We start from the raw sequence: 25,270 nt of genomic DNA on the forward strand, positions 1-25,270 counted from the left end.
CCTGTCTGGAGCAAGAGCTCCCAACGTTAAGTTAGATTGCTTTCGCTATTTTGCGAACTAATTCGGGCCCCTGATAGATAAACCCGGTATATACCTGCACCAATGAGGCCCCCGCATCAAGTCGCTGCTGAGCGGCGAGCGGGCTATCAATACCGCCTACCCCAATAATAGGCAGCGCGCGATCTAATGCAACTGACAATTTCCGGGTTATTTCAAGTGCCATTGTAGTCATCACCGACCCGCTTAAACCGCCGGCTTCAGTGCCATTTGGCAGGTCTTTAACCGCCTCCCGACTTAGCGTAGTGTTGGTGGCAATAACACCATCCATTTTGCTGTGTATTAATGAGCCCGCGATGCTTTGAATTTGCTCATCATTTAAATCCGGGGCAATCTTGATAAACAACGGTACATATTTCCCGTGGGTCTGACAAAGCTTATCCTGGGCTTGTTTTAACCCGTTCAACAAGCCGTCGAGAGCCGCGCCGTACTGAAGGTTCCGTAGTCCGGGCGTGTTAGGCGAAGATATGTTTACGGTGATATAGCTTGCATAAGGGTAAACCTTGTTCAGGCAAATAAGATAATCGTCGATGGCGTTAGTGTCTGGGGTATCTTTATTTTTACCAATATTGATTCCAATTACGCCTTTAAAACGCGCGTTTTTAACATTTTCTACCAGATAATCGACACCTTTGTTGTTAAAACCCATCCGATTGATAATTGACTGCTTTTCTTCGATACGGAACAGTCGGGGCTTAGCATTGCCCGGTTGCGGCTTCGGCGTAACTGTACCGATTTCAATAGAACCAAACCCCATTGAAGCAAACGCATCAATACAGTCTCCGTTTTTATCCAGGCCGGCGGCAAGCCCTACAGGATTAGCAAAGTTTACCCCTGCCACTGTTAAAGGCTTATCAATGGTCTTTTCTTTGTACAGTCTGGCCACGGGAGTATGTTGAGTGCGGTTAAGCCACTTCATAGCAAAATCGTGACTGCTTTCCGGGTCGCATTTTAACAGGAGTTTCTGAGCAATGGAGGACATAACAAGTACTTATAAAAAAGCCCTGTCAGACAGGGCTTATATTTCTGCGAATTAGTCTATTCTAATGGTTAGACTTCACGCTTAAAAGCATCAATTCACGTAATGCGACCGAAAACTTCGCAAATTCGTGCGCAGAGCTGGTTTTGAACTCTGACATCATATGATACCAGCGCTTCAGTAAGGCCTGATTGTTATCGACCCAATCACTCAGTATTTCATCAGCGTCTTTAACATCGGGGCGGCTTGCCAGCAAATTAGCCGTAATAGAGCGTTGTTGCCAGTCCAGTTCTTCGCGGTACGAAGCTCTTGCTAATGCCTGCCAATGATTGCTTACCGCTTGATTATTAATTTGTTCAAGGAACCAATGTAGCTCTAGCTGATTACCCAATTGGAAATACAGCTTAGCAATAACCGGCGTATCGCGTTTGTCATCGGCATCAATATGCGCAATATCCAGCGCAGAAAAAATATTAGAGAATCGAGCAACCGGTAGCGCGATGTCTTCTGGTACCCCTTTATCAATAAGCTTTTTAGTATGACGTTCCAACATCGCGTATTCGTCATCGACCAAATAATTTTCAAGATTTTTGCTCAAATCTTTAAAGGTACTTTGATAGCTATCAATGGCTTCCTGAATTCCCAGTGATTTATTACCGTGACGAATATACCAACGCGCTGTCCGGCGCATAATACGACGAGCTTCTTCAAGCATCCGTAGCTGCAGGTCTGCATCAATCTGATTATCCAGATCTTCAATTTTTTCCCATAGCGGGCCAATATTGAATATGCCTTTTACAATACTGTAAGCATCTGCAATTTCATCCACAGAGGCGCCGGTTTCTTCCTGCATGCGAAATACAAAGTTTAGTCCCATGTCATTAATCATGGAGTTGGTTAACTTGGTAGCTATAATTTCGCCACGCAACGGGTGCTGTTGCATTTGTTCGGCAAATCGTTCACGTAACACTTCCGGAAATGCATTGATAAGCATTTGTTCGTGATATGGATTTTGAGTAATGGCCGGGATATCTAGCTCATCTTTAAGCACCATTTTTCCGTAAGCAATCAATACACTTAATTCTGGACGTGTAAAACCACGGTCGGCAGCAACCCGATCAGAAATCTCATCGTCGGTAGGGATAAACTCCAATTCACGGTTCAAGCGCCCTTCGCGCTCCAGGCCGTGAACAAACCGTAGCTGTTCTTTTAGCGCTGATACACCAGCCCGTTCGGTAATAGAGATGGACTGAGTTTGACGGTAACAATCTTCAATAACCAATTGGGCAACATCATCGGTCATGTCGTGAAGCAGCTTGTTTCGTTGCTTTAGCGTAAGATCGCCATTAGCAACTAAGTTATTAAGTAATATTTTGATATTAACTTCATTATCAGAACAATCTACCCCACCCACATTGTCGATAAAGTCAGTATTAACCCGTCCACCATTGGCCGCATATTCAATACGTCCTAATTGGGTCAGTCCCAGATTACCACCTTCACCGATAACTTTTGCCCGAACCTCTTTACCATTTACACGTAGGTCGTCATTAGCGCGATCGCCAACTTCAGCATCAGACTCTTTGGTGCTTTTAACATACGTTCCTATGCCGCCATTCCAAATTAAGTCTACTTCCATCTTTAAAATATTGTGGACTAATTCATTGGGCGTCATGGTCATCTGGCGGGTACCCAGACATTTTTTCATTTCAGGAGTCAGCTTGATTGACTTCGATGACCGGCTAAATACACCGCCACCTTTTGAAATCAGCTCTTTGTCATAATCGTCCCAGCTCAGGCTTGGGTTTTCAAACAAGCGTTGACGCTCTTTGTAGCTCGACGCAGCATCTGGATTGGGATCGAAAAAGATGTGCAGATGGTTAAATGCGGCGATAAGACGTATATGCTTTGACAACAACATGCCATTACCAAATACATCTCCTGCCATATCGCCAATTCCGGCGCAGGTAAAATCGGTGGTCTGGCAGTCAATATCAATTTCGCGGAAATGCCGTTTTACCGACTCCCATGCACCGCGGGCCGTAATGCCCATTTTTTTATGATCGTAGCCAACACTACCGCCTGAGGCAAACGCGTCGCCCATCCAAAAGTTGTATTCTTCAGAAATGCCGTTGGCAATGTCAGAGAAAGTTGCGGTTCCTTTGTCGGCCGCCACAACCAGATACGGATCATCTTCATCAAGTCGAACCACATTTTCCGGTGGTACGACTTCACCGTTTACGATGTTATCGGTGATATCCAGTAAACTACGTATAAAGGTGCGGTAACAATTTTTACCTTCTGCCAGTATTGCATCCCGACCGCCTTCAGTTGGCAGGCGTTTACAAACAAAGCCACCTTTTGCTCCTACCGGTACAATCACTGTATTTTTTACTTGCTGAGCTTTAACGAGACCTAATATCTCGGTACGAAAATCTTCCTGGCGATCTGACCAGCGCAAACCACCCCGTGCCACTTTGCCGCCACGAAGGTGAACACCCTCTACTTTTGGAGAATAAACAAAAATCTCAAATTTAGGCAAAGGTAAGGGCATATCCGGAATCTGTTCAGGCGCCACTTTAAATGAGACGTAAGGCTTTTCATTACCCTCCTCATCGTTTTGATAAAAATTGGTACGTAACGTCGCCATCATCATGTCGAGATAACGACGGATAATACGATCGTCATCTAAATTACTGACATTATCCAACTGCCCTTTTATGCTATCTAAAATACTGTCTTCTTTTTTCTGAGACCGCTTTTTCTTGGGGTTGAAACGCGTATCAACAAAACTGACCAGGTCTTTAGCAATTTGAGGATAATTCGACAAGGTATTAGCGATGTAGTCGCGGCTAAACGAGCTACCCGTTTGACGCATGTATTTGGCGTAGGCGCGAAGTATTGTCACTTTACGTCCGGTCAGGCCTGCGCCCAGAATTAAGCGGTTGAAGGCATCATCTTCAAGGGTATTTTCCCAAACTTTGGCAAACGCATCCTGAAAAAGTGTCTGCGCTTTGTCCATATCAAGCTTTTCACCTGCTTTGTGCAACATAGTGAAATCCATTACCCAGTTCAACTCATTTTCAGAACAGGTAATTTTGAAAGGACTTTCATCGATAACCCGCAAGCCAAAGTTTTCCAGCATTGGCAGAACATCTGACAAATGTATTGGTTCTGCTCTATGGAACAGCTTAAGCTTCACGACCTGGCTATCTTTTGCTTCTTCTTGCGGCCGATAAAACAGCATATCTAATTTATGGTCATCATCAAGCGTTTCAAGCTTGTCGATATCGATCATCGCGGCGCTGGGGAGGTTCTGTTCCATATAGCTGCGGCTGAACGCATTATTATACTTGCGCTCCAATGCCTTGCCGTTGGCCTCACCATAAGCCTGGCTGATAGATGATGCTAACCGATCGTTCCACGTCTTGGTTAGCTCAATAATATTCTGTTCAATTTCTTTCACGTCGTATTCCGCATTGTTGTCTTCTACGCGAGCAATATAGTGCGTTCTGGCATACACCGACTCCGAGAAGAAAGTAGTAAACTCTACCTCTTCGGTTGCGCCTAAAGATTTTTCCAGAAGTGCCTGTGTTTCTTTTCGCAACTGTGTGTTGTAGCGTTCACGCGGAACAAACACCATACATGAGAAAAATCGACCAAAAACATCTTTACGGATAAATAAACGGGTAATTCCCCGCTCCTGCATCTGAAATATACCCATAACTATCTGGTTTAATTCTTCAGCCGGCGTTTGTAACAACTCGTCGCGTGGGTAGGTTTCAACAATATTAACAAACGCTTTATAAGCATGTGTGCCGGGTTCAAAACCGCTGAGATCGCAGATTTTCTTTATTTTGTCACTTAGAATGGGGAGCTGTGTTACCGACGCATTGTAAAAAGAAGCAGAGTACAAACCTAAAAAGCGGTGTTCACCGATTACCTGGCCATTTTTATTGAATGCTTTCACGCCCACATAATCCATAAAGGCCGGACGATGCACACGCGAGCGCGTGTTGGTTTTGGTTAGCATTAACGGGTTGTCGCTTAAGGCTTCATCGCGGGCAGTGGCAGGTAGCTTAGACAACAATCGCTCACGTTCGCTGATTGAGTTTTTCATCAAACCAAGGCTGCTGTCATTGTTTGGAATCCAGCGGTGATCGCCTTCAACAGCTTTGACGCTGTAATAGCGATAGCCCATCATAGTGAAATTGTGATCCGCTAACCAGTCAAGAAAGCGTCGGGTTTGATCGATATCGTCTTTATCGCAAGGCAGATTCAAATCATCAATATTGCTGCGAACTTCGTTTAACTGACTTGCCATCTCGCGCCAGTCATTGACCGCCAGCGACACCTCATCGACGACCGAGTGCAGTTCTTTGGTCAGGTTTTCCAAATCTTTTTTGCTGGTCTGACGGTCAATCTCTATAAACAGTACCGTTTCTTTCTCATTGTTTTTGCTGTTGTGTCCGGAGTCTTTGAATCCGGTAAGCTCATTTTTTTTGTTACGTTCCAGGCTTAGTGGACTATGTAGCAGTAGATGAGCAGTAATATTCTGGCGATTAAGCGACATACGAACCGAATCCACAAGAAATGGCATGTCGCGTACCACAATCTCCACGATAGTATGGCTTGAGTGCCAGCCGTGCTTTGAGATTTCAGGGTTGAAGACCCGGATGTACGGCTTGTCTTTATCAAAATCGTATAAAATATTCCATAAGCTTAAAGTGGCGCCATAAAGGTCGCTGTCGTTTCGGTGTTCCAGATCTTCATGTGAGATATTTTTATAGAGAAGCTGACCGAACTGTTTTACCAGAGCCTTTTGTTTTGCATCCACCTTCTTATCAATTAGCGAGAAAACATTGTCCAGTAGTACAGAGTGTCGCTTAGAGGTGACTGTCATGAATAAACCTTAAATTAACGTAAGTGCGGAAAAACCCTAACCATTTTCGCTAAAACCAACGGTAAATGAAAGCCCTGTTTTAACGCTTTGTTAACAGCTTAGATAAGTATGCAAAAAAGACCTATAAAAAAGGGCCTTACGGCCCTTTTGCATGTTTACCTATGCAAAAAAATCTTACTGGTCGGGCGACTTATCTTCATTTCGATTTGCCCATAAAATACGAGCTAGTGCCGGTAGTACGATTATCGCACCTAACATGTTCACCAAAAACATAAATGTTAATAAAATGCCCATATCCATTTGAAACTTAAGCGATGAGAATACCCAGGTACTTACACCAATAGCCAGGGTAATACCTGTGAACAACACAGCACTGCCGCGTTCGTGTAATGCAGTCAAATACGCTTGCTGAACACTGTCTCCCTGCTTTATGCGCGCATTCATGGTCGACAAGATATAAATGCCGTAATCCACTCCAATCCCTACACCCAATGCAATAACAGGCAGTGTTGATACTGTTAAGCCAATTTCCAAAAATGTCATGAGAGCCTGAGCCAGTACCGAAACCACATACAGCGGAATGACAACAGATAAAGTCGAACGAAGTGAACGGAAACTAAGCAGGCACAGCAGTATAACAGCCCCAAATACATACGCCATCATAGGTATTTGCGCTTCTTTTACTGCCTCATTGGTGGCCGCCATCACACCCACCGGTCCTGATGCCAGGCTGAACTTCATATCGTCAGTTTCATAACTCTCACGGTATTGCTTAACTGCATCAACCACACGTGAGATTGTTTCTGCTTTATGATCTTCCATAAACAGGATAATAGGCATGACCGAACAATCACCGTTAAGTAAACCTGATGATGTAGGGATACGCGCAATGGCTTGTACAAGGGTCTGTTGATTACGAGGAAGTACCTGCCATTTAACATTACCTTCGTTGTAACCGGCATTAACTACCTTGGCAATCGAGGCCAGAGAAACCGTTGACTGAACACCGGGTACGTTACGCATTTTCCACTGAAAACCGTCCATGGCGTTCATCACATCATAAGAGGTACAGGCTTCAGGCGTGGTTTCTACTAACACAGATAAATAATCAACCGTAACTTCGTATCGGTCGGTAATCAAAAAGGTATCTTGATTGTATCTTGAAGACTCATGCAGCGCGGGGGCACCTGCATGTAAGTCTCCTATTTTCATCTGTTGCGACTGATACAGCCCAAAAACCAGCAACAATGCGGTGACCAACAAAATAACCATAGCCGGCGTTTTCTGAGAACATCCTGCCACCCATTGCCAAAAACGAACAGAATGGGCTTCTTTTCCCTTAAATTTTGCGACATATTTCTGATCAAGCTTTAGGTAACTCATCAGTACAGGCAGTAATATAAGGTTGGTCAGAATAATAACTGCCACACCCATACTGGCTGTTATCGCCAGTTCACGAATAATGCCTATATCGATAACCAGTAGCGTCATAAAGCCTACGGTATCAGATAACAGTGCAATACCGCCGGGTATCAGTAAGCTTCTGAAAGCGAACATCGCGGCGTGTTTCGCCCCGGCCCCTGATACGGCTTTTTTCTCAACCGCATTAATCATTTGCACACCGTGCGATACCCCAATGGCAAAGACCAAAAATGGCACCAGAATAGACATTGGGTCAATGCCAAAGCCCATTACGGTGAGTAGCCCTAGTTGCCATACCACTGCAATAAACGAGCATGTTAAAGGCAAAATAGTCAGCATTAAGTTACGAGAAAAGAAAAACACCATTACGGCGGTAATTGCCAATGCCAGTGCAAAAAATAGCACGACGTCTTTCGCGCCTTCGGCGACATCGCCTATCATTTTGGCAAAACCAATGACATGAATTGAGATACTGTCGTTTTCAAATTGCTGGCGAAGCTGTTTTTCTAACTGCGCTGCTAACGCTAATGTATCAAGAGGCTCCCCCGTTTCAGGGTTTAGGTCTAAAAGCTGGGCAGTAACCATCGAACAGCTGTAGTCATTTGCTACCTGGCGACCAACTATATTTGCTTTTTCAATGTTAGCGGCTACCTTTTCCAGCGCCTGGGGATTTTTGGAGTCAAAATCTGCTGGAATAACCGGGCCGCCAGCAAATCCACCTTCTACTATCTCAGTAAAACGTGTTGAGGGAGAAAAAAGCGATACTACTAACGAACGGTCTACCCCATTAATAAAAAATAATTGGTCATGAACGTCTTTTAATGTATCAAAAAACTCTGGGTTGAAAATATTGCCTTGTTTATCACATACAGACACATAAACACTATTTGCACCGCCAAAATCGTTGCGGTGGGCCATATAGGTTTGCATGTATTCATGATTAAGCGGAATGTTTTTTTCAAATCCCGCATCCAGCTTTAGTAACGAGGCCTGGTAGCCAAGAAACAAGGTGGCTACGGCAAACAATAGAATAACAGCAATTCGATGGGTGAAAATTAGCCGTTCAAGAAATTGGGTAATACGCGACATAATAACTTCTTATTCTAATTTAAGGGTCTTAATTCCATTTGCCGAAACGGCCAACACTTTTTTATCAAACTGAGTTGCATTTACAATAGCGGCTTTGTCGTCAATTTGATGTACTTTTACATTTTTGCCGGCACTACAGTCTTGTTCACGAGCGTAGGGATCATGCTGACTAACAGTAAACGGTCTTTGCATAGTAACCACAATGCCGTTGTTCCCTAATGCTGCAACCTGCTGCTTATCTATCGGCAGTATAGAATTCAATGTACTGGTGGAACAGGTTTTTATATATTCCCAGTTTTCATTATTCTGCATAACAAAAATATTACCTCGCAAACCCACCGCCATAAGGGTATCTGAGTCAAGCGCTGCAATATCAAAAAACGAACCGGTATAGTCGACGGTGTATCGCTGCCACGTCTTACCCATATCCTCACTCAAAGCAAGCGTACCCGCTTCTCCGGCAAGATAGAGTTTTTGTTCATGTTGCGAAATTCGATTGAGATGCGGCAGTATTGAGTTTAACTCCTGCTTGTAAAATTCTTCATCTTCTTCACGTATTTCTTCAAGGTATTCACGATCATAAGGGTCTAGCAAAGAGGCGTGTAACTCAGCCTGCCAGTGTTCTCCGCCATCTTTAGTACGATAGAACATACCATAGGCACCCACCGCAATGCCGTGCTGTTTGTCAAAAAAATGTACATCTAAAAAGGGGCGCTCTAATTTAGGATTAGAAAATTGAACCCGCCAGGTTTTGCCCTTATTATCTGAATGCAAAATAGTTGCATCATGGCCTACTGCCCATGCCTGGTCATCTACCATGGTAACAGCGGTTAGAGTCGCAGTAGATGGCACTTCAGCCTGCTTAAACTCTTGTCCATCTGAAGATGTTAATATATGGCCCCGCTCTCCAACTATTACCAGGGTTTCGCCCGCAGTAATATCTAAAAGCAACGATTGTTCAACCAGGGGGGCCTGATAAGCTGTCTGAGCGCATACACAAGCACTAAATGCCAGTGCAGCAAAAGCTGCCAGAGGTGTTTTCATAAAACAATCCTGAAGATAAAAAATAACGAAGGCGAAGCCAGATAGCTTCGCCCTGGGGTGAGATTAACGCTTGCCTTCGCGACGAAGGGCCTGAGGAGTAAACTCTACATCTCTGGGACGAATCGAAAAGTTATAAATTTGCTCTTCGTTGTCCAGGCCAATAGCCAGATAGCGGCGTGAGTTCAAATCATGATAAACATCAAGGGTTGACCACTGTGTCGGTACGTCGTAATAGTTAACCCCGTAAGCAATACCCACACGGTATAACTCACCACGGTTATCATACATATCGGCAACCTGAATCTGCCAGCTGTCTTCATCTAAAAAGAATACCCGCTTTTGGTAGACGTGACGAAAGCCCTCTTTCAAAGTGGCTTCTACCACCCAAACACGGTGTTTTTCCCAACGGGTTAGTTCAGGGTTAATATGATTGGGCTTCAATATATCATCATAGCCAATGTCATTGCTGTGCAACTTATAATTGTTGTAGGCAATGTACATCTCTTTTTTGCCCTTCAGCTCCCAGTTATAGCGATTAGGCGAACCATTGAACATATCGAAATCGTCGGTGGTTCTCAAACCATCGGCGGCGGTTCCTGGGGTATCATAAGCAATATTTGGTGCAGCCCGAACGCGTCGCTGCCCTGTGTTATAAGTCCATGCACGGCGCGGCTCTTTGATTTGGTCTACGGTTTCATGTACTAACAAAGCCGTACCCGCGAGTCGTGCTGGTTTGGTTACCTTTTGTTTGAACATAAACAGGATATTATCATCCATTAGCTCTTCTGGGGTCATGCCCTCTTTGGCGTACTGAATAAGCAGCTGTTCATCAAACCCAATAACGTTGTAATCGCCCGATGAGGTTACGGCTGCCTGACCACCATATCGCTGAACGGCTTCACCCCGGTAGCGTAAAATATGGTTCCAGATTGCCTCAAGGCCGTTTTCAGGAACAGGGAATGGAACACCCAATACCGCACCTTTCAGGCCATTTCCACCTTCGATAAGCTCGGCCTGCATCGCGTTTTTCTTAGTCGCGGCATACACTTCCTGCGGGTTTGAGGCAGAACGACGACTTTGATAAACCGGCATCTCATAGGTTTCAGGGTAAGCTTCAAATAGCTTTTGCTGTCCTTCTGATAAAAACTCGGCGTACTCTTTGTAATTATCAGCAGTAATAGTGAACTTAACTGTATCACCCGGGAACGGATCCGGATGGTGATCTCCTTCAGAGTATCCTTCTGGTAAGGTCGTAATACCACCATTCCATGCTGGAATACTGCCATCAGCATTGGCAGCTTTTTCGCCTCCTAAGGGCGTAAGTTCATTGCCGAGTTTGTGAGCCTCTTCTTCGGATATCTTCGCAAAAGCGCAGCTGCTGGCTACCGACAACGAAACCGCTGCCGCAATTAGGGTAATTTTTTTCATCATAATAAATGTCCCTTAAATTGAATACTTGATATTAAACGAAACAAAGTCGCGGTCTGCTAATGCATTGGTAGTACCTATGCCATCCCAAAACGCGCTGTAAGAAGCCGTTGCCGACCATCTGCTCAGGTAATCAAAGGTGAATGAAAGGTTCGCCGACTTTGTATCTTCGGTGAAAAGAAACAAAGGGTCCGGGGTTGTGCCGTCAACATCGTGTGAGAATGTAGCGCGCATACGCATATTCACGCCGGCCATAATGTTGTTGTAATCTGCTACCGCCAGAAGGCGATAGCCCCAGGCATCGTCGGTTGCAAACGGGTTTGTTTCAGGACCATCAGAAAGTCCTTCATGTAATCCGGGGCGCGGGTTACCTGAAGCCGTTGGCTCAAGTGATGGTGTTCTGGCGGTGCCTGGTGCATTTAAACGAATAACATCAGGGTCTGGGAAGTCGACAATATTGACATAGCCAACTTCACCCAACAGGACAAAGTTATCCGAGCCAAATTTAGGACCAAAGACATGAGAAACCGTAAACTGCGCCTGCCAGGTGTCTGACAACAAAAATCCTTCTGCAGACTCACCCGGGCCTACGTCGCGACCAATGTTCTTTAACTGCGAGATACCAGCCAAATCTGGACGCAGACCTGCGTTAGCTAATTGCTCAGGCATAGCCTGATACAGCAACTCAACATCATCAATTTGTAAAGGTTCATCTACACGGTAGGCAAACTCACCTGCTAAGGCTGTAGTCCCGACGTTTGTATTGAAGCTCATTCCGTATAATTTTATGTCTTCAGGATACAAAAACTGAGTTTCTGTAAATGCTTCTAACTGAGTAATATTGTCTCGGGTAATTTGATTTTGGGCCAAAAAGGCGATGTCTTGTGCAATACCTTCAGCAGTAAAGTCTGAAGTGATACCTGAAACCAGCGGCCGCTGACTGTGATAATTTATATGATAAAAACTAAATTCGGTTTCGTTCAGGTTTTCTGCAAACCAGGTAAATCGTAAACCATACTGACCTTGGTCATCGGCATCCTGATGCGCCGCATCAGAATAACCGCGAACAGCCACTTTGGTGGGGTAAGCAAGATAAGCCTGAGAAATTTGGGCTGGGTCTGCGCCCGCGCCTAACGCGGCGCCCAAATCGTTAAGCTGAGTCAGCAACGTTTGCAGGTTAATGTCCGGATTACCGGTAAAGCCCAGTTGTACATTACTAAACTGGCCGCCCTCGCCCGCAAAATCGTTACCCGCAAAGTAACTTCCGGCAACAGGTAACCAACTACGTTCCCATTCATACTGATAGTAGCCAGAAATACTAAAGTCCTGGGTTAAGCCTAGCGAGGCATAAACCATTCCTACTGGTATAAAGACTTCTTTTAATTCGGCTCCGGGAGCGCGAGCACGGGTAACATCAACCGGGTTGGTAGTGTTTATACCATGTTGAATAAACGTACTTTCACCCCAGCTGATCACTTGTTGGCCTACCCGCACAGTAAGCGGTTTGTTACCTACCCACCAATCGCCGTAGAAGAATGCATCAAGCAGACGAATGTCAGCACACAACAGGTCTTTGGCCTCTGAGTCCTGACAAAGATCGCGATGCTCACCGGTTATCGGGTTTGCCCACGCTGAGGTTCCGTTTTCTTGCTCAAAGTCGTAAAACCAAAAGCCTCTGGCGAAAAAGCCGTAATCACCAAAGTTAATGTCTAGCTCATGGTTGCCCGCTATTTGTGATGAAAAAGCTTCGCCGGGATCGTGGGCCAAATTACCCAAATCACCATTGGCTGAATATGCTCCATCACCTGACAGCGCCCATACATCTGCACTTGGATAGATAACATTGGTAGCGGCGTTGTAACCGGTCCAATCAAATTGCGGATGGTTACTGTTGCCTATCAGACTATAGTCGCGGTCTTCAACGCGGATACTTGTGGCCAGCGTGAATGTAGAGTCCAGCGTGATGCTTGCTTCACCCACTTGCCAATTGGCCGCGCTTACCGACGTCGATGCGACACCCAGTAAAGCAATGACCCCAGCTGCCACGGGGGATTTTTTAAATGCGCATTGCCTTGTTATCATAGTTCTTATTCTCCAGGTTAACGTATTGGTGGTGCAGATCCGTAAGCCACCCATAGCGATTAACAAAATAATTACATCATTTTGAAATAATCGCAAGAACAAATCGTACCAGTTAACAATTTGGTAATACTATGACTATTCAATTAGTTAATAGATTAAAATAAATAGTTGATATAAAGCGGACTAAGCGCATCATAAAATTAAGAAATACGCTCAAAGGTAAGAATTTTATTGGTGCTGTTTGTGGTTAGCTTAAATCGGCCCTGTAACCCCGATGGGGTGACGAAGGGCCTGAGCCGATCGATAGGTAGCTGCACCCGATGGCCACTTTCAGCCGCCACCACAACATGCAGAAAACCGGCCTGATATAAACGTTCACACTCTTTATAATTCAGGCCTAATGAAAAATAGTAAAACTTATTGTTGCTCACTGGTTACAGAATACGCCAAACTTTTACTGACTTTTTCGTATAAATCGCGACTAAGATTTTTATGTTCGGCGATTCGCTGTAATTGTGTTTTCATCCGCAGCTGGTACTCGGGTGCATAATTGTGCCACTGCGTTAGTGGTGTAACTATACGTGCAGCTACCTGCGGATTCACGGCATCCAGCTCAAGCAGATAATCGGTTACAAATTGATACCCGCCGCCATCCTCAGCATGAAAACCAGCGGTATTGAAAAAGGCAAAACTGCCCATTACCGCTCTTACCCTGTTAGGGTTACCCTTTGCAAATTGAGGGTGCTGCTGAAGCATACTTAGCTGACTTAGAATATCAGGCCGTTCAGTAGTAGCATGCAATCCAAACCACTTATCCAGAACCAGAGGTTCCTGATTCCAGCGCTGTTCAAACTGTGACATCAATGACTCAAAAAGAGCTGGACTATGCCCCTGCGCTGCCTTAAGTACCCCCAGCGAGTCGGTCATATTGTCCGCATTTTCAAACTGCGACTTAAGCATGGCATCGGCATCACCTGCACAGGCAAGATGATTCAGAACCACATTACGACAGCGACGGGCATTTATCGCCTGCTGGCTGTATTCGTAATCACCGGTATTAATGCTGTCAAACAAAGATTTCAGCGGGTGCTGCAAACGCTTAGCAAAGTCTTCACAGAACTGGTTTCTGGCCGTGTGTAACGAGGCGACATCGACCAGCTGGCGTTTTTGACACAATGTTTCGAACGAAGGAATGACCAAACATTCTCCAAGCAGTTCGTGATTGTTCGATTCGTTGCCAATTACCTGTTCAAACCCATGCCAAATAGACTCATCGACGGTGTCATGTTGGTTGCTTTCATACTGACTGATGCACCAGTCATACAATGATTGCAAAGCATCCCAACGATTAAAGCTGTCGTTAGCATATTTAAAAACGGCTAATAACTGGCTGGCAGTTAACGAATTATGAACTTTCGCGGGAGCCGAAAAATTACCTAACACTACTGGAATAAGGGCTTCTTTAACATTGCTGAAGTGCAAGGTTTTAGCGGCGGTATCTAAAATAAACTTACCGTTTTCGACCTGCCCATCATCATCGGTGTAATGATTTCCGAGGCTATCAATGCAATCAAATGCCACAGGCATAAATAACGATCTCTTATCTTTTTGATCGGCTGTAGGCGGTGTATGCTGTGAAAAGGTAATATCCATCAATCCATTGTCAGCATCAAACGATGTTGTAACATTAATGACAGGCGTTCCTGACTGTGAATACCATAAAGCAAAATGTCCCAAATCAAGGTTGGTCACACTTTGCATTGCTGCCACAAAATCATCACAGGTTACGGCCTGACCATCATGCCGGCGAAAATATTCATCGATACCTTCCCGAAATTTTTCAGGGCCAAGTAACGTGTGGAACATGCGTATAACTTCAGCGCCCTTATCATAGACCGTGACGGTGTAGAAATTGTTCATTTCTATCACTTCTTCGGGTCTGATAGGATGGCTCATGGCACTGGCATCTTCAGCAAACTGATGTTCGCGCATCACTCTGACATGTTTTATACGATTGCTCAGGGGGGAAGTCATGTCGGCGCTGAACTGCTGGTCGCGAAATACCGTCAAGCCTTCTTTCAGGCTCAGCTGAAACCAGTCGCGACAGGTAACCCGATTACCGGTCCAGTTATGAAAATATTCGTGGGCAATAACTGATTCAACATTAAAAAAGTCTTCGTCTGTTGCACTGTGTTGTTCGGCTAACACAAATTTGCTGTTGAAGATATTAAGGCCCTTGTTTTCCATAGCGCCCATGTTGAAAAAATCGACCGCGACAATCATGTAGATATCAAGATCGTATTCAAGCCCGAATGTCTCTTCGTCCCATTTCATTGCTCGTTGCAACGACGCTAAAGCAAATGCTCCCTGGGCTTGTTTACCTTTATCTACATATAGCTCCAATTTTACTTCTTTACCGCTCATGGTGGTAAAGGTATCTTTGAGCAAATCGAAGTCGCCCGCGACCATAGCGAACAGATAAGCCGGCTTGGGATGGGGATCTTGCCATGTTACCCAATGCGTACCATCGTTGTTATCGCCCTTCGCAACCGGGTTTCCGTTTGACAGTAATATTGGGTATTTTTCTTTTTCGCCATGAAGCGTTACTTCAAAACGGGCTAAAACATCAGGCCGGTCAAGATAGTAGGTAATACGGCGAAAACCTTCTGCTTCACATTGGGTACAGTAGGTTCCGGCTGACAGGTAAAGACCTTCTAACGCCTGATTATGCTCCGGGTCAATTTCGGTTTCAAACGCCAGAGTAAAATTGTCAGGAACATTATTGAGGGTCAGCTGACTCTGCGTTTCAACATAATCTTGAAAGGGCTGACCATCAACAGTTACCGAATTGAGCTTAAGATTGTCACCATCAAGCTGCAACGGATAGGAATGATTGCCGCAACGCTCTACCTGATATTCACTAAAGACCCGCGTGCATGTTGGATGGAGTTTCACTTCCATCTTTACATCATTAATAGTGAAAGCGGGCGGCTGATAATCCGCCCGTTTTTTTGCTTGTAAGCTCATTTATCCTCCAGGGATGTTAAGCGTCAGACTCCTTTGCGTCCGTTTCAAAAGGAGGCTCGATTCTAAGAATTTTTATTCCTACGTAGGCGTAAATAACCGCCAGGAAAGGATTGATAACGTTGAAGAAGGTGTAAAAAATATAGTCAAATGGATTCACGCCCAATACGCCGTGCATATACGCTCCACACGTATTCCACGGGATGAGTGGCGACGTTAATGTGGCACCGTCTTCTAAGCTTCTTGATAAATTAAGCTGATGTAAGCCGCGTTTTTCATACTCTTCTTTATACATACGCCCGGGCATAACGATAGAGATGTATTGGTCTGCGGTAACCAGGTTAGAACCTAAACAGGTGAGAATGGTTCGGCTTATCATATCGCCGGCAGACTTAGCGCCATGTAAAATAGTACTGACCGCTCGTTTTAATAAGCCAACTTTTTCTAATACCGCGCCAAAAGACATCGCGCAAATTATCAGCCAAATGGTGTTTAGCATCGACGACATTCCACCGCGACTTAACAGGCTATTGAGATTTTCGTCAGGGGTTGAAAATGACACGCCGTCATACATAGAGGTCCATACGGTTTTTAGTACACCGATAGCAGCAGAGTCATCCGGGTTGGCCATCGACAACACCACATCTTGCTGAAACAAGACTGCCCACAAGGCACCGACTAACGCACCAATAGACACCGCCGGAAAAGCAGGCATCTTTCTAACCGCCAGAGTAAGCAGTAAAATCAACGGAACCAGCATATGCCAGCCGAGCTCGAACGACTCACTCAGCAATACCTGCATTTGCTCAATACGTTCTACTTTTTCCATGCCGGTTTCGCTAAAACCTAAAAATACAAACAAGATAACGGCAATAACAAAGCTGGGTATAGTAGTCCAAAGCATATAGCGAATATGTTCAAACAAGTCCGTTCCTGCCACTGCAGGCGCTAAGTTAGTGGTTTCAGAAAGGGGCGATATTTTGTCGCCAAAGTACGATCCTGAAACAACTGCCCCCGCGGTGATGGCCGCAGACATGCCCATTCCCGACGACACCCCTAGCAGCGCAACACCGACGGTCGCCGCCGTGGTCCAGGAGCTGCCTATGCTCATGGCCACAACAGCGCAAATTAAACAGGTTGCGGCATAAAAAAATGAAGGATTTAACAAATCTAAACCGTAATAAATCAGGGTGGGCACCGTACCGGCAAGCATCCAGGTACCAATTAATGCACCAACGGCAAGTAAAATCAGACACGCACCCAGCGACATTGAAATGCCATTGACAATGCCTTGTTCAATATCCTTCCATTTGTGCCCATTCTTCATACCGATAATAGCAGCCAGACCCGCGCCCAGTAATAAAGCTATCTGGTTAGGACCAAATGATGAGCTATCACCATAAAGATATACCGCTGACCCCATCATAATAACCAGGGCGATAATGGGTATCAGCGCATCAGTTAGCGAGGGAGTTTTAATAGAGTTTTTTTTCATAATTATTATTTATTATCCTCTTACATCACAGAGCGGACAAACATTATCGCAATGATCACAGGGCATACAAACCGAACATACCAGGGCCAGATTTTCCAGAACCAGCCAGATTCCACATCCGGATTGCCAGACTTTAACTCAGTTAATATTGCGTCGCGTCGCCATACCCAGCCCGCAAAAATACACAATACTAAACCTAATAGCGGTTGACTCCACTGTGTAGTTGCAGTGATAACCAAAGAGAACAACACATCAAAGTTAAATATAATAATGCAGCTACAGGTGAAAATAATCGCCGTCATTACCCATACGGCTTTTTTACGCACTAACCCACGGCTTTCAACTAAATAGGCCACCGGAACTTCAAGCATAGAAATAGACGATGTTACTGCAGCAATAACCATCAGCGCGAAAAATGCCAGAGCTACAAATAAGCCAACACTACCAATGGTATCGAACAAAGCGGGCAATACCGTAAAAATAAGTTTGTCGCCAGCAATCAGAGCACCGTCGGCAGCAAAAATTTCAACCCCATTATTCAGCGCCACGTACATCGCCGGAATAATCAACATACCGGCAATAATAGCCACCCCTATATCAACCAGGGCAACGGAGGCGCCAATAACAGGAAGGTTTTCCTGTTTTGATACATAAGAACCGTATACCAGCATGGTCCCTACGCCTAAAGACATTGAGAAAAATGCCTGGCCCATAGCGCTTATTAATAAATCGGGCTCAAACACGCGCGAAAAGTCAGGCACCAAATAAGCACTCCAACCTTCTAAAGCGCCGGGCTGAAAACTCACATAAACAATTAACGCCAAAATAATAATGACCAGCGTCGGCATAAGCCGTACTGACCATTTTTCTATACCTCCTCTTACACCCCCCAATACGATGAAAGAATTGATCATCATAAAAGCAGCACAAAAGATTATATTGCGGGTATCTGAAAACGTAAGTAGCCAGTTTGAAGCCGCTTCTGCGCCGACTAAATTAGCGCCGGCATCAGCAAAGTAAGCCAGCATCCAGCCCCCGACGATGGCGTAAAATGCCAAAATCAGTGAAACCGTAACACAGCCCCAAATGCCCGTAAGGCGACCTGAAAAATTATTGGAGATTTTTCCTAGTGCATCGACCATGTTTGAGCGATTTGCCCGGCCAATAATGAGTTCGGCCATTAGTACAGGGTATGCCAGTACAAAAGCCAGAAGTAGATAAACTAATACAAACGCCGCTCCGCCGTTACTGGCTACCTGGGTAGGAAATCCCCAGATGTTCCCTAAACCTACTGCAGAACCTGCAGCAGCCAGTATAAAGCCGATACGGGAAGAAAATTCACCGCGCATAGCCATGTGTGTGTTCCTGCTTATTATTGTTGTCGTTGGTGTGCTTCACATGCAAAAAAGGCTGGCTCAGCACCAGCCTTTTTCACAATTTTTTATTATTTATTATGTATCGCATACTTGCCAGTATTTAGCATGTCGTAGGTGATATTAGCCGCTTCTTTTAAGAACGGGTCGACCTCATCCAATTCTTCTTCAATTTCTTCCGATAAGTCATCAACCTTTTTAACAGGCTCTTCGCCCATTCTTGCCAGGCGTTCGTTAACCCGAGTTAGTTCGCGCTGCTCAAGCTCTTCTTTTTCAGCCAGACGCTCTGACTCTACCAAAGAGATAAAGTCGCGGGCTTTTTTCTCTTTGTATTCATCAATATCTTCGTAGATATAACTAAACTCAGGATCTTGCATTATGCGTTTATTGTGTTTAGCCGTTAGTACGTCTAATGCATTCTGGCCATCGGCAAATGTGGCGTAATTCGCACGCTCAATGCTGTCATAAGGCAATGCCGATTCTTCCTGACTTTCGCCCCATTCTGCTGGATCTATGGGTGAAGGATAAAGGATATCTGGTACGACACCTTTATGCTGGGTGCTTCCACCATTGATTCGATAGAATTTTGCAATGGTAAACTGCACGCTGCCTAACGGGTTTTCGTACAAGTCGTAAATTCGACCTAAACCGCGATGCTGCTGAACCGTGCCTTTACCAAAAGTTTGCTCACCTATAATAAGCGCCCGATTATAATCTTGCATAGCTGCGGCAAAAATCTCAGAGGCCGAAGCGCTGTAGCGGTCAACCAGAACCGTTAGCGGTCCATCGTAAGCAACATTACTGTCGGTGTCACGGTTCACGCTTACTTTACCTTCACCGTAGCGTATTTGTACCACCGGGCCTTTTTCAATAAACAGCCCGGTTAGCAACGTTGCTTCCGTAAGCGAACCACCGCCGTTGCCGCGTAAATCAACAATGATACCTTTTACATTCTGCGCATTAAGTTTATCAATTTCTTTGTTTACATCTGCATGGAGGTTGTTGTAAAAACTGGGGATAGTAATTATGCCCAGCTTTTCGCCCTGATGAGCTCCGGTGTCGGGTACATAAACTTCAGATTTTGCAGCGCGATCTTCAAGCTTTATTTTGTCCCGGGTCAAACTAACCACTGACATAGATTTACTTTCAGTGGCACCCTTTTGGACCTGTAGTCTTACTGTAGAGCCTTTAGGGCCTTTGATCAGCTCAACCACTTCATCTAACCGCCAGCCTACAACATCGATAAATTCTTCATCGTCCTGAGCCACCCCTATAATTTTATCTTCGGGTTTTAACGCTTTTGATTTATCGGCCGGACCACCAGGCACTATGCTCTTTATTACCGTAAAATCTTCTTCACTTTGTAATACCGCGCCAATACCTTCAAAAGAAAGATTCATTTCCATTTGAAAGCGGTCGGCGTTGCGGGGAGAAAGATAGCTGGTATGTGCTTCAATAGTACGGGCAAACGAATTCATTACCGTTTGAAATACATCTTCACTTTGGGTCTGCTTAAGTCGTTTGATAGCGCGGTTATACCGTTTGGTCAGAAGATCTTTGGCTTCTTCCCAGGTTTTGTCGGCTAAAATAAGATTCAACGCATCATATTTAACCCGCTGGCGCCAAATCTCATCTAATTCTTCCTTACTTGTCGCCCATGAAGCATCTTCACGATCGTAGTAAAATTTATCGTCTGTTTTTTCAAAATCAAACGGTTTTTCTAATAAAGTCAGCGCGTACTCAAAACGCTGCATCCGGCGTTCAGATGTTTGATTGAAAATATCGTAAGCAACCTTCAGATTGCCACGAGACAATGCTTCGTCAAAATCGTCACGGTAACGGTCAAACTGTTGAACATCAGATTTGAGCAGCACCTGTTTGTTATTGTCCAGCGCTTTCAGATAACGGTTAAATACTTGCTCTGAAAGCGCGTTATCCAACGAAATTTCCTTGTAGTGAGCCCGGGTAAATAATGCGCTTACCCGCTTAGCTGCAACACTATGCTGTGATTCTTGCTGCAATATAGGAAGTTCATCAACTTCAGCAGTGGTGGTCACAGCGCCGGCGCCAACTCCAAGAGTCAGAAATGCGCTGGCAATGGAAATACGAAGGATATCTTTCATTTTACTACCTCTTGGAACTTGCCAAACGTAGAGCGTCGGAATTTACTTTCACGACCATGCCGCTGTCTAGCTGAACATGTATACCGTCTTTGGCAACTTCGGTTATTACGGCAGGCATTGGTGCCTTACCTAGTTTCACCGTTACTTTAGTACCCGTTTGCAGATCACCTTCCGACAATTTTGCTGGTGGGGTTCTGGTTGGTCTGTCAGTTTTCGGTTTAGTTCCTTTATTTGTTTCATCACGACGCTTGTCACCATTTGCTTTGGGCGGGGGACGACGCGTTGGACGTGGCTTGTCACCTTCACGAGGCTGACGGGCCTTACGCTTTTCTGCTGCTTTAGCTTTGCTTTCTTCTAGTTGCATTTTTGCGTGATCAGCGTGCTCTTTTTCGATTTGAGCATCCTGATTACCATCAAGATCGACACGGTACGCGCCTTCTTTGATGCTATGCAAATAACGCCAGCTGTTAGTGTAATGACGTAAGGTTGAACGTAACAGGGTTTTACTTACCCGCTCGTCATCTTCAAGTCGTTCAGCCAATTCCTGAAATATGCCAATTTTCAGCGGGCGGGCCTCGCCCTGGGTAGAAAAACAGTTAGGAAAACGCTCGGCAAGATAAGCGATGACTTCTTTGCTGTTAGAAAATTTCTCTGGTGCTTCCATTAAATTTAACGCTAGTTAGTAAAATTCCGAATTATCCGCATCATCCCAAGTTGCTAGCGTGTGGTCAACCCAATCCAGCAATTCGTCGTCCTCAATCTCTAATAAACTGCTATTTTGTTGCCATTGCTCCCATGTGTAGTGCAAAATTCGTTCAAGTCGCTCCGTTTCTATATCTTCATCAGCTTTGTCGTACATTGCATGAAGTATGAAATTTAAACGTTCTGCAGCCTCTTCCTGATCATCATGACGCTCGTCCATGTCACTGCTGGTTGCCAGTACCACATGTATATCAACATTGTCTTTCATAGTTGGGTCTCGATAAACGCGTCTACAATGCGTATTAAACCCTGTTCATCTTCTTCGCTAAAGCGCCCATACTTGGGGCTGTCTATGTCAAGTACCCCTAATAATGTATTATTGATAACAATAGGTATTACAATTTCTGAGTTTGAAGCCACGTCGCAGGCTATGTGCCCTGCGAATTCGTGAACATCGCTTATACGCTGCACGGTTTTTTCGGCCGCAGCGGTGCCGCAAACTCCCTGCCCCATGGCAATTCGAATACACGCCGGGCGCCCTTGAAATGGACCTAAAACTAACTGCTCTTCTTTATAAAGATAAAAGCCGGCCCAGTTTACGTCAGCTAACTCATTAAAAAGCAGCGCACTCAGATTGGCCATGTTTGCTATAGTGTCGGACTCTCCGCTTAACAAAGCCCGGCTCTGTTGTTCCAGCCGCTGATAAAACGCGTTTGACAAAGTTTTTCTCCGCTAAATATTTACTGAATTAATGTGAAGGTTGCATTCACCGTCGCCTCTAGCTGCTGCTGGCCTGGAAAGTTGTTACCAGCTGCATCATTCATTGCCATTGCGACACGGTTTTCTGGCATGGTATTGCCTGTGTACCCTTCACTTATATGTGTAACCTGGCCTATTTTCACACCAAGTTGACTCGCTAACAGCGCTGCCTTAGATTTTGCGTCACTTACCGCATTTATCAAGGCTTTTTCATACGCTTTTTGTGGATCTGAGGCGATAAGTTCAAATCGATTGATTTTTGTCACACCGCGTTTTAAAGCGCCATCAATGAGTCTGTCATATTCGTCAATTTTATTGTGCGTTATCGTAACCTCACGGCTCAATACATAGCCATTTTCTACCCGCCCCTCTGGACCTGACTCGTAGCGCTGGTGTAGGCGGATTTGCATAGACTGAATATTCTTTTCAGACACATTATGCTTTAACAAAAATTCGGTGAGCTGGGTAAGGTCATTTTGAAGCTGACTGTTTAATTTTGTTATTGTCAGTCCCTTTTGTTCCAGCACAAAAGTAACCGTAAAAGCATTAGGGACAATGGCGACGTTTCCGGTTCCGGTGACCTGAATAATATTTGTTTTTGATGACGAATCCTGCGCTAATGCTCCCGGAGCAATGATAAGTAACATCATGCATATTATAGTGCGTGCTTTCATAGGTTAATCCTGCAATTACTAATAGGTTAGACGTTACTATGGAAGTTCGCTGCTGAATTTAAGATGAACAAATTCAAAATAATAGTTAGCCGAAGAACCAATAGCTTACTGATATAGCCGCTATTATACCGGCTGCATCTGCCGCCAGGCAGCAAATCACGGCATGTCTTGCGTATTTTATCCCGACCGCCCCCAGATACACCGCCAGAACATAAAATGTGGTTTCGGTTGACCCTTGTAAAACTGAGGCCAACCGCCCCGCGAATGAATCTGCGCCCTGATACTGCATTGTTTCTATCATTAAGGCTCGGGCTCCGCTTCCTGATAGGGGCTTCATTAATGCAGTAGGCAATGCTTCAACAAATCGTGTATCGAAGCCCAGAAACGCAACGAGTGAGCTTACCCCCTGGGCCAGAGCATCTAACACGCCGCTTGCTCTTAGCATTCCAATTGCTATTAGCATAGCCAGCAAAAAAGGAATCAGCGATACCGCGACGTTGAATCCTTTTTTTGCTCCTTCAATAAATAAATCGTAGGTATTCAGCCCCTTGCGGTGCCCGCTTATCAGTACCACTACAATAAATGTCAGCAACAAAAAGTTTGCTGTTATCGACGATTGTTGCGCTAATTCTGTGGCCGCTAGTGTTGAAAAGTAGACGACGACAGCAGCGAGCATTGCAAACGCACCGGCTATATAAAGTAGCACTACCCGCTCGAATAGATTAATTTTTTGCACTAATGCGGTAATCAGCAGTCCACAAAGTGTTGAAGCACTTGTGGCAAGCAATATTGGAATAAATACATCGGTTGGTTGGGCGGCGCCCTGCTCTGCCCGGTACAAAAACACAGCAATAGGAAATAAGGTAACCGACGATGTATTGAGAACCAAAAACATAATTTGGCTATTGGAAATTATTGATTTTTCCGGGTTTAGGCTTTGCATATCTTGCATAGCTTTAATCCCGAACGGTGTCGCTGCGTTGTCCAGCCCCAGTATATTTGCTGACATATTCATAGTAATACTGCCTAACGCCGGATGATGAGCCGGAATATCGGGCATAATTCTACGTAATAAAGGTGATAATATACGGGCAAGTTTATCAACTAACCCCGAGCGTTCTGCAATCTCAAATATCCCCAGCCAAAAGGCCAATACGCCGATAAGACCCAGAGCAATGTCGACACTGAGCTGTGCCATGCTGGTAGTGGCGGCCATTACGGCTTCAAAACCTCCAACCGAGCCATGCCAAAAAGCCTGATAGCATGTCGTTGCAAAGGCAATAAGTATAAAAGAAAGCCAAATTCGGTGAATCATAACTGCTTGTAGAATCGATGTATTTTCGCAGTGTAACAAATCTGCTCCAATTTTCACGCATCTAATTCCTAAAAAGGCAACCATTACAGCTTGCCTTTGCCTATGCAACCTTATAGGCTTGCTTACTGTGATGCAACACCTGACACCTGCATACCGAGGAAGACGTAATGATAGCTGTGATTACTGGCGATCTTGTCAATTCAACTCAACTGAATAAACACGATTACCGAACTACCGTTGATGCATTAAAAAAATACCTGACCCAAATAGCGACCGAATATAGCGGAATTTTTGCTGTTTATCGGGGCGATGGTTTTCAGCTTGTCACAACGCAGTACAGTCAAATAGCCACCATTATGCTTAAAATAAAATTGTGGCTGGCAGCGGGTACCCAGGCACCGGTGATTCAGTGTGCACTGGCAGGCGCTTGCGGCATGGGTTCGATTGAAGGTGAGGATCCCGGAGAAAATACCGGTCCTGTCTATATACGGTCAGGACGAACGCTGGACACACTTCGCGGCGCACAGTTGTCAATTGAAATACAAGACAGCCAATATAATACTGCTCTTAAGGTACTATGTTCTCAGCAAAGTTATATTTTGAACCGGCTGACCGCCGGGCAATGTGAATTATTGTATCTGTATTTAGAGCAGCAATGCCCTACTCATCAGCAGTTAGCTTCTGCACTAGGGACATCAAGACAAAATATCAGTGAACGACTACGGGCCGCGGGTGCTGAGACCGTCACCGAATTTATTCATTTTACTAAAACCAGCTGTTGCGAAGTGCATAAGGGTTAAC

General features: G+C 44.9%; 17 protein-coding genes. 1 reads left to right on the forward strand and 16 read right to left on the reverse strand.

The genetic code is table 11. From position 1 onward, the window contains the following. Window positions 1–31: 31 nt before the first annotated feature. From pyrD to JK130_RS08045, 16 genes are all read right to left on the reverse strand, one after another. Complete coding sequence (gene pyrD, locus JK130_RS07970; RefSeq protein ID WP_218353788.1) at window positions 32–1,039, reverse strand: quinone-dependent dihydroorotate dehydrogenase; 1,008 nt, start codon at window positions 1,037–1,039, stop codon at window positions 32–34. 61 nt (window positions 1,040–1,100) lie between these two features. Beyond that, the gene (locus JK130_RS07975) at window positions 1,101–5,939 is read right to left on the reverse strand and encodes an NAD-glutamate dehydrogenase (protein ID WP_218353789.1); all 4,839 of its coding nucleotides are present in this window, start codon (window positions 5,937–5,939) and stop codon (window positions 1,101–1,103) included. Between the two features lie 174 nt (window positions 5,940–6,113). Continuing rightward, window positions 6,114–8,450 (reverse strand): efflux RND transporter permease subunit, encoded by a 2,337-nt coding sequence (locus tag JK130_RS07980; RefSeq protein WP_218353790.1) that lies wholly within the window; start codon window positions 8,448–8,450, stop codon window positions 6,114–6,116. A gap of 9 nt (window positions 8,451–8,459) precedes the next feature. Continuing rightward, the gene (locus JK130_RS07985) at window positions 8,460–9,494 is read right to left on the reverse strand and encodes a WD40/YVTN/BNR-like repeat-containing protein (protein ID WP_218353791.1); all 1,035 of its coding nucleotides are present in this window, start codon (window positions 9,492–9,494) and stop codon (window positions 8,460–8,462) included. A 63-nt stretch (window positions 9,495–9,557) separates the two neighbouring features. Further along, window positions 9,558–10,925, reverse strand: coding sequence for a DUF1329 domain-containing protein (locus JK130_RS07990; RefSeq protein ID WP_218353792.1), 1,368 nt, complete (start codon window positions 10,923–10,925; stop codon window positions 9,558–9,560). Between the two features lie 12 nt (window positions 10,926–10,937). Further along, window positions 10,938–13,004, reverse strand: coding sequence for a DUF1302 domain-containing protein (locus JK130_RS07995; RefSeq protein ID WP_218353793.1), 2,067 nt, complete (start codon window positions 13,002–13,004; stop codon window positions 10,938–10,940). Window positions 13,005–13,204: 200 nt separating this feature from the next. Then, window positions 13,205–13,435 (reverse strand): DUF2835 family protein, encoded by a 231-nt coding sequence (locus tag JK130_RS08000; protein ID WP_218353794.1) that lies wholly within the window; start codon window positions 13,433–13,435, stop codon window positions 13,205–13,207. Beyond that, window positions 13,422–16,031: an aminopeptidase N gene (gene pepN, locus JK130_RS08005; RefSeq protein WP_218353795.1), complete on the reverse strand. Its 2,610-nt coding sequence runs from the start codon at window positions 16,029–16,031 to the stop codon at window positions 13,422–13,424. Before pepN ends, JK130_RS08000 begins: the two co-directional genes overlap by 14 nt. A gap of 16 nt (window positions 16,032–16,047) precedes the next feature. Further along, window positions 16,048–17,523: a Na+/H+ antiporter NhaC gene (nhaC, locus tag JK130_RS08010; protein WP_218353796.1), complete on the reverse strand. Its 1,476-nt coding sequence runs from the start codon at window positions 17,521–17,523 to the stop codon at window positions 16,048–16,050. 20 nt (window positions 17,524–17,543) lie between these two features. Continuing rightward, entirely contained in the window at window positions 17,544–18,878 is a 1,335-nt protein-coding gene (locus tag JK130_RS08015; RefSeq protein WP_218353797.1) for a sodium-dependent transporter, read from the reverse strand. Between the two features lie 89 nt (window positions 18,879–18,967). Beyond that, window positions 18,968–21,019 (reverse strand): carboxy terminal-processing peptidase, encoded by a 2,052-nt coding sequence (gene prc / locus JK130_RS08020; protein ID WP_218353798.1) that lies wholly within the window; start codon window positions 21,017–21,019, stop codon window positions 18,968–18,970. Window positions 21,020–21,023: 4 nt separating this feature from the next. Then, complete coding sequence (proQ, locus tag JK130_RS08025; protein WP_218353799.1) at window positions 21,024–21,683, reverse strand: RNA chaperone ProQ; 660 nt, start codon at window positions 21,681–21,683, stop codon at window positions 21,024–21,026. Window positions 21,684–21,698: 15 nt separating this feature from the next. Further along, window positions 21,699–21,989, reverse strand: a complete 291-nt coding sequence (locus JK130_RS08030; RefSeq protein ID WP_218353800.1) for a hypothetical protein — start codon at window positions 21,987–21,989, stop codon at window positions 21,699–21,701. Continuing rightward, window positions 21,986–22,441: a GAF domain-containing protein gene (locus JK130_RS08035; protein ID WP_246587732.1), complete on the reverse strand. Its 456-nt coding sequence runs from the start codon at window positions 22,439–22,441 to the stop codon at window positions 21,986–21,988. The genes JK130_RS08030 and JK130_RS08035 overlap by 4 nt, the downstream gene beginning before the upstream one ends. A gap of 20 nt (window positions 22,442–22,461) precedes the next feature. Then, window positions 22,462–23,154, reverse strand: a complete 693-nt coding sequence (locus tag JK130_RS08040; protein WP_218353801.1) for an SIMPL domain-containing protein — start codon at window positions 23,152–23,154, stop codon at window positions 22,462–22,464. 85 nt (window positions 23,155–23,239) lie between these two features. Further along, entirely contained in the window at window positions 23,240–24,469 is a 1,230-nt protein-coding gene (locus JK130_RS08045; protein ID WP_218353828.1) for a nucleoside recognition domain-containing protein, read from the reverse strand. A 167-nt stretch (window positions 24,470–24,636) separates the two neighbouring features. Here JK130_RS08045 and JK130_RS08050 point away from each other — a divergent pair, with 167 nt between their 5' ends. Further along, window positions 24,637–25,269, forward strand: coding sequence for a SatD family protein (locus tag JK130_RS08050; RefSeq protein WP_218353802.1), 633 nt, complete (start codon window positions 24,637–24,639; stop codon window positions 25,267–25,269). Window position 25,270: the final 1 nt, after the last annotated feature.

It is taken from the genome of Alteromonas lipotrueiana (genome assembly GCF_019249245.1).
Classification (GTDB): Bacteria; Pseudomonadota; Gammaproteobacteria; order Enterobacterales; family Alteromonadaceae; genus Alteromonas; species Alteromonas lipotrueiana.

Bases quoted from the DNA above. Each gene is read 5' to 3' on its own strand.
- pyrD (WP_218353788.1), bottom strand. From the start codon at position 1,039: ATGTCCTCCATTGCTCAGAAACTCCTGTTAAAATGCGACCCGGAAAGC.
- JK130_RS07975 (WP_218353789.1), bottom strand. From the start codon at position 5,939: ATGACAGTCACCTCTAAGCGACACTCTGTACTACTGGACAATGTTTTC.
- JK130_RS07980 (WP_218353790.1), bottom strand. From the start codon at position 8,450: ATGTCGCGTATTACCCAATTTCTTGAACGGCTAATTTTCACCCATCGA.
- JK130_RS07985 (WP_218353791.1), bottom strand. From the start codon at position 9,494: ATGAAAACACCTCTGGCAGCTTTTGCTGCACTGGCATTTAGTGCTTGT.
- JK130_RS07990 (WP_218353792.1), bottom strand. From the start codon at position 10,925: ATGATGAAAAAAATTACCCTAATTGCGGCAGCGGTTTCGTTGTCGGTA.
- JK130_RS07995 (WP_218353793.1), bottom strand. From the start codon at position 13,004: ATGATAACAAGGCAATGCGCATTTAAAAAATCCCCCGTGGCAGCTGGG.
- pepN (WP_218353795.1), bottom strand. From the start codon at position 16,031: ATGAGCTTACAAGCAAAAAAACGGGCGGATTATCAGCCGCCCGCTTTC.
- nhaC (WP_218353796.1), bottom strand. From the start codon at position 17,523: ATGAAAAAAAACTCTATTAAAACTCCCTCGCTAACTGATGCGCTGATA.
- JK130_RS08015 (WP_218353797.1), bottom strand. From the start codon at position 18,878: ATGGCTATGCGCGGTGAATTTTCTTCCCGTATCGGCTTTATACTGGCT.
- prc (WP_218353798.1), bottom strand. From the start codon at position 21,019: ATGAAAGATATCCTTCGTATTTCCATTGCCAGCGCATTTCTGACTCTT.
- proQ (WP_218353799.1), bottom strand. From the start codon at position 21,683: ATGGAAGCACCAGAGAAATTTTCTAACAGCAAAGAAGTCATCGCTTAT.
- JK130_RS08030 (WP_218353800.1), bottom strand. From the start codon at position 21,989: ATGAAAGACAATGTTGATATACATGTGGTACTGGCAACCAGCAGTGAC.
- JK130_RS08040 (WP_218353801.1), bottom strand. From the start codon at position 23,154: ATGAAAGCACGCACTATAATATGCATGATGTTACTTATCATTGCTCCG.
- JK130_RS08045 (WP_218353828.1), bottom strand. From the start codon at position 24,469: ATGATTCACCGAATTTGGCTTTCTTTTATACTTATTGCCTTTGCAACG.
- JK130_RS08050 (WP_218353802.1), top strand. From the start codon at position 24,637: ATGATAGCTGTGATTACTGGCGATCTTGTCAATTCAACTCAACTGAAT.